At 65.0% G+C, this 4,526-nt stretch carries 4 protein-coding genes; all 4 read right to left on the minus strand.

What is annotated here, in order from left to right:
• Positions 1 to 98 precede the first annotated feature (98 nt).
• A complete protein-coding gene (locus tag ACWDTP_RS37615) occupies positions 99 to 950 on the minus strand; it encodes a mycofactocin-coupled SDR family oxidoreductase (protein WP_450028297.1) in 852 nt (283 codons plus the stop codon).
• 63 nt (positions 951 to 1,013) lie between these two features.
• Complete coding sequence (locus tag ACWDTP_RS37620; protein ID WP_450028298.1) at positions 1,014 to 2,255, minus strand: arginine deiminase; 1,242 nt, start codon at positions 2,253 to 2,255, stop codon at positions 1,014 to 1,016.
• 13 nt (positions 2,256 to 2,268) lie between these two features.
• The gene (locus tag ACWDTP_RS37625) at positions 2,269 to 3,789 is read right to left on the minus strand and encodes a basic amino acid/polyamine antiporter (protein ID WP_450028299.1); all 1,521 of its coding nucleotides are present in this window, start codon (positions 3,787 to 3,789) and stop codon (positions 2,269 to 2,271) included.
• Positions 3,790 to 3,912: 123 nt separating this feature from the next.
• The coding region (locus ACWDTP_RS37630) for an SHOCT domain-containing protein (protein WP_450028300.1) at positions 3,913 to 4,526 on the minus strand (614 nt) is incomplete at its 5' end.

Genomic DNA, 4,526 nt, shown 5'->3' on the forward strand with positions numbered 1-4,526 from the left:
TTCATTTATGTGGTGATACAGGTTTATGGGCTTGAATAAAAAAAACTGCCCAATTCTCGCCGAAACAGGGCAGTTTTGTGTCTGCTCGCGGGGAAAAATCAGTACTTCATCACGCCGCGGTCGACGGCGATCTGGCTGCCCGACAGCGTCGCCGAGCCGTCACCGGCCAACCAGGCCACCACATCGGTGACCTCCTCGGGCGTCATGAAGGTCGACAGTCCTTCACCGCTCTGCCCCGCCGGCTGCAACGGCATCGGGGCGAAACTGTGCAGATAGTTCGGGTACTTCCCGAATATCTCGGCCATCGCCTCGGGCTCGATCATCGGGGTGTCGATCGAGTATGGGTGGATGGAGTTGACCCGAATACCGAACTCCCCCACCTCCAATGCCAATGAATTGGTCAACGCGACCAGACCGTGCTTGGACGCGGCGTAGTGACCGTTGCCCGGGGTGGCCTTGAGGCCCGCCGAGGAGCTCACCACGATGATCGAGCCGCCGTTGCCCGCCTCGATCATCGCGGGCACCGCGGCCCGGATGGTCCGCCAGGTGCCGTTGAGGTTGACGTCGACGACGGTGTCCCACTGCTCGGGCGACATCTCGAAGATCCGGCCCCAGCTGAGTACACCCGCGTTGGCCACCACGATGTCGAGCCGGCCGAACTGCTCGACACCATCGGCGACCACGCGCTGCTGGGCCGCCAGGTCGCGGATATCGACCTCGCGGGCGAGCACCTTGCGACCGGTGGCCTCGACCGCACTGACCGTCTCGGCGAGGTCCTGCGGCGTGGCCGGCGGGTAGGTGATGCTGTCGTCGACGGCGGCGCAGACATCGATCGCGATGATGTCGGCACCTTCGCGGGCCAGCCGTACGGCATGGGCCCGCCCCTGGCCGCGCGCGGCGCCGGTGACAAACGCCACCCGCCCTTCCAGTGCTCCGTTACCTTCCGCCATCACCGGTCCTTTCGTGATCCCGGACCCCAGGCTAACAGCAAAAGTAGAACGTGTTCTAGAGAGCTACCAATCGAGCGGATCGCGGATGATCGGGCAGGTCATGCAGTGTCCACCACCCCGGCCGCGGCACAGCTCGGCGCCGACGATGGTGATCACCTCGATACCGGCCTTCCGCAACAGCGAGTTCGTGTGCGTGTTGCGATCATAGGCGAAGACCACCCCGGGTTCGACGGCGACGAGATTGTTGCCGCTGTCCCATTGTTGACGCTCCGAGTCGTACTTCGTCCCACCGGTCTCCACCACCCGCAGTTCGGCCAGCCCGAGCGCGTCGGCGACGGTCTCCACGAAAGGCTTGGTGGCCTCCTCCACCTCGACACCCGGGTCGGTGTCGCTGGGATGCAGCACGAACGGCTGGATCGAGTCGACGATGTCGGGGTAGATGGTGACCACATCACGGTCGGCGAAGGTGAACACGGTGTCCAGGTGCATCGCCGAGCGCAGTTTGGGCATCCCCGCGACGATGATCTTCTCGGCCGCGTTCTCGACGAACAGTTCGGCCGCCACCTGCGTGATGGCCTGACGTGACGTGCGCTCACTCATCCCGATCAGGACGACGCCGTTGCCGGGCACCATGACGTCGCCACCTTCGATCGTCGACAGTCCCCAGGTCCGCTCCGGGTCGCCCCACCAGACCCTCGACCCGACGTAGTCGGGATGGAACTCGTAGATCGCCTTCATCAACAGGGTTTCGTCGTGCCGGGCCTGCCAGAACAACGGATTGAGCGTCAGCCCACCGTAGATCCAGCAGGTGGTGTCCCGGGTGTAGAGCGTGTTCGGCAGCGGCGGCATCAGATACTCGGTGACGCCGGTGGCCTCCCGCGCCAATGCCCGGTGCCCCGACTGCATTTCGGCGGGCAGGTCCCGGATCGACATGCCGCCGATCAGCAACTCGGTCAGCCTGCGCGTGCTCAGCGAGTTCAGGAAGCCGCGGGTGTCGTCGACCAGCCCGAGCCCCACCTCGTTCGCGACGATCTTGCGGTCCAGCAACCACGCCTTCGCCTCCGGAATGTCCATCGTCTCGGTCAGCAGATTGTGCAGCTCGACCACCTCGACACCGCGGTCGCGCATCTTGTCCATGAAGTCGAAGTGGTCGCGACGCGCGTTCTGCACCCACAGCACATCGTCGAACAGCAGGTCGTCGCAGTTGGTCGGGGTCAGTCGTTCGTGGGCCAGTCCGGGCGAGCACACCAGCACCTTGCGCAGCGTGCCCACCTCGGAATGAACACCGTACCCGTCGGCTCTCATAGCGGTCCTCTCGTCATTTGACCCCGGTGGTCTCGGCTGGATCGGGAAGATGCACGAGCCCGGTGGTCTCGACCGGATTCGGCAGATCGAGTTCGATCGCGCCCGTCGTCAGGCTCACCACGGCACCGATCGCGCCGATCACGATGACGCCGAAAAGCACTGCCTCGGCGGGCCGGAACACCCGGCGGCCGCGCTCACGCCGGGCCATCACGTACAGCACCGCGCCGGGCGCGTACAGCAGACACGACAGCAGCAGATGATCCCAGCCCGCGGCATACACCAGAAACAATGTGTATATCGTCGCCAACGCCGCCACCACCATGTCCGGCACCAGGGAGCGGCGATCCCGGTAGGTCTCCCGGGTGATCGTGAGCTTGAGGGCGTAGGCCGCGGCCAGGATATACGGTATCAACGCCAGTGCCGCAGTCAGATCCAGCATGAAGTCGAGTGCGTTGGCGGTGAACAGCACCAGGATCAGCAGCAGCTGCACCAGGCCGGCGGCCATGACCAGTGCGGCGACGGGCGCACCGTGAGAATTGGTCCTGGCCAGAAACTTCGGCATATCGTCACTCTTGGCGGGCAGATACAGGATCTCGGCAGCCATCAGCGTCCAGGCCAGATACGCGCCGAGCACCGAAAGCAGCACGCCGATCCGGATGAAAACCGAACCCCACTGCCCGACCACCGATTCCAGCACCGCGGCCATCGGCGGATCATCGACCCGGCCCAGTTCGTCCTGCGCCATCACACCGTAGGAGCACAGCGTCACCAGCATGAATACGGCGAGCACGGACAGAAATCCGATGACGGTGGCGCGCCCGACGTCCTCGCGCCTGCGCGCGAACCGGGAGTAGACGCTGGCCCCCTCGATGCCCATGAATACGAAAACCGTGATGAGCATGGTGCCTTTGGCCTGCTCGAACAGCGACTGCCAGGAGTAGTTACCGTCGCCGCCCCAGAAGTTCCCGGCAAACACATCGGCCTTGAAGGCGATGATCGCGATGACGATAAACACCATGATGGGAACGATTTTGGCGACGGTGGCGATCCGGTTGATGATCGCCGCCTCCTTGACACCGCGCAGAATGAGATAGCAGAACAGCCACACCCCGACCGAGGCGATGAGCACCGCCACGAACGTGTCCCCGGTGCCCAGCGCCGGGAACAGCGCGCTCGCGGTCGCCATGATCAGCACCCAGTACGACGTGTTGCCCGCGCAGGCCGAGGCCCAGAACCCGAACGCGGCGTTGAAGCCGACGTAGTCGCCGAACCCGGCCTTGGCGTAGGCGTAGACACCGGCGTCGAGGTCGGGTTTGCGGGTGGCCAGCCGCTGAAAGACGAACGCCAGCATCAGCATTCCGGCACCGGCGATCGTCCATGCGATCAGCGCACCGGCGACCCCGGTTTCGGCGCCGAATCGGCGCGGGAGAAGGAAGACCCCGGAGCCGATCATCGACCCGATCACCATCGCGGTCAGCGTCGGCAGGCTGACCTTCTCGCCGGACCGTTCGGCTTGCGGTTCCGTCGATGTCATGGCCCGCCTTTCGGTAGCCGCGGACCCGTATCTTGAGTTCGCCGCTCCGTCGACAGCCACACCCGCCGCGATGAATTCAATGGACCGCAAAGCGCACGTTACCACCGACGAGTGGCAACGCGGTTACAGATCGGCGATGATCTGTCGGCGCTTACCGGCATATTCGTCCTCGGTGATAGCGCCGGTGGCCCGCAACGTTTCGAGTTCCTGCAGGCGCCGCGCGGTCGACGGCTCGGGCGGGGCCAGAAAGGGTGCGGCCGGTGCGGTTTGGGATACGGGCGCCGATGTGTCCCGCGCTGCGGCCCGGCGCACCACCGCCTGCACCTGCTCGCGCGCCGCCGGATTGGCGCGCAGGTCGATCATGTCGTCCATCCCGATGTTGTGCGCCTTGAGGATCTGCAGGATCTCCATCAGCGGCCCGCTCTGCCCGGTCAGGTCGTGGCTGGTGCCGTCCTCGGCCAGCGTGAACGTCGCCGGGGTCAACCCGCCGATCAAACCACTTCTATCCCAGTCGATCTGGTACTGCTTGGTGGCCGGATCGACCAGCACGACGAGCTTGCGGTTGGTGATGATCGGCAGCCGCATGATCGACGCGAGAACCCGGTCGTGGCTGGTGAAGGAGACCCCTGGCCCCGAGATCCGCAGATCCAGCTTCACCAACGGCTGATTGTTGATCTCGGTGTTGGTCTCCTGGATGCCGGTGACCTGGGCGAGCGCCAGCACGCCGCGCTGTTCGA

It is taken from the genome of Mycobacterium sp. NPDC003449, assembly GCF_053588415.1.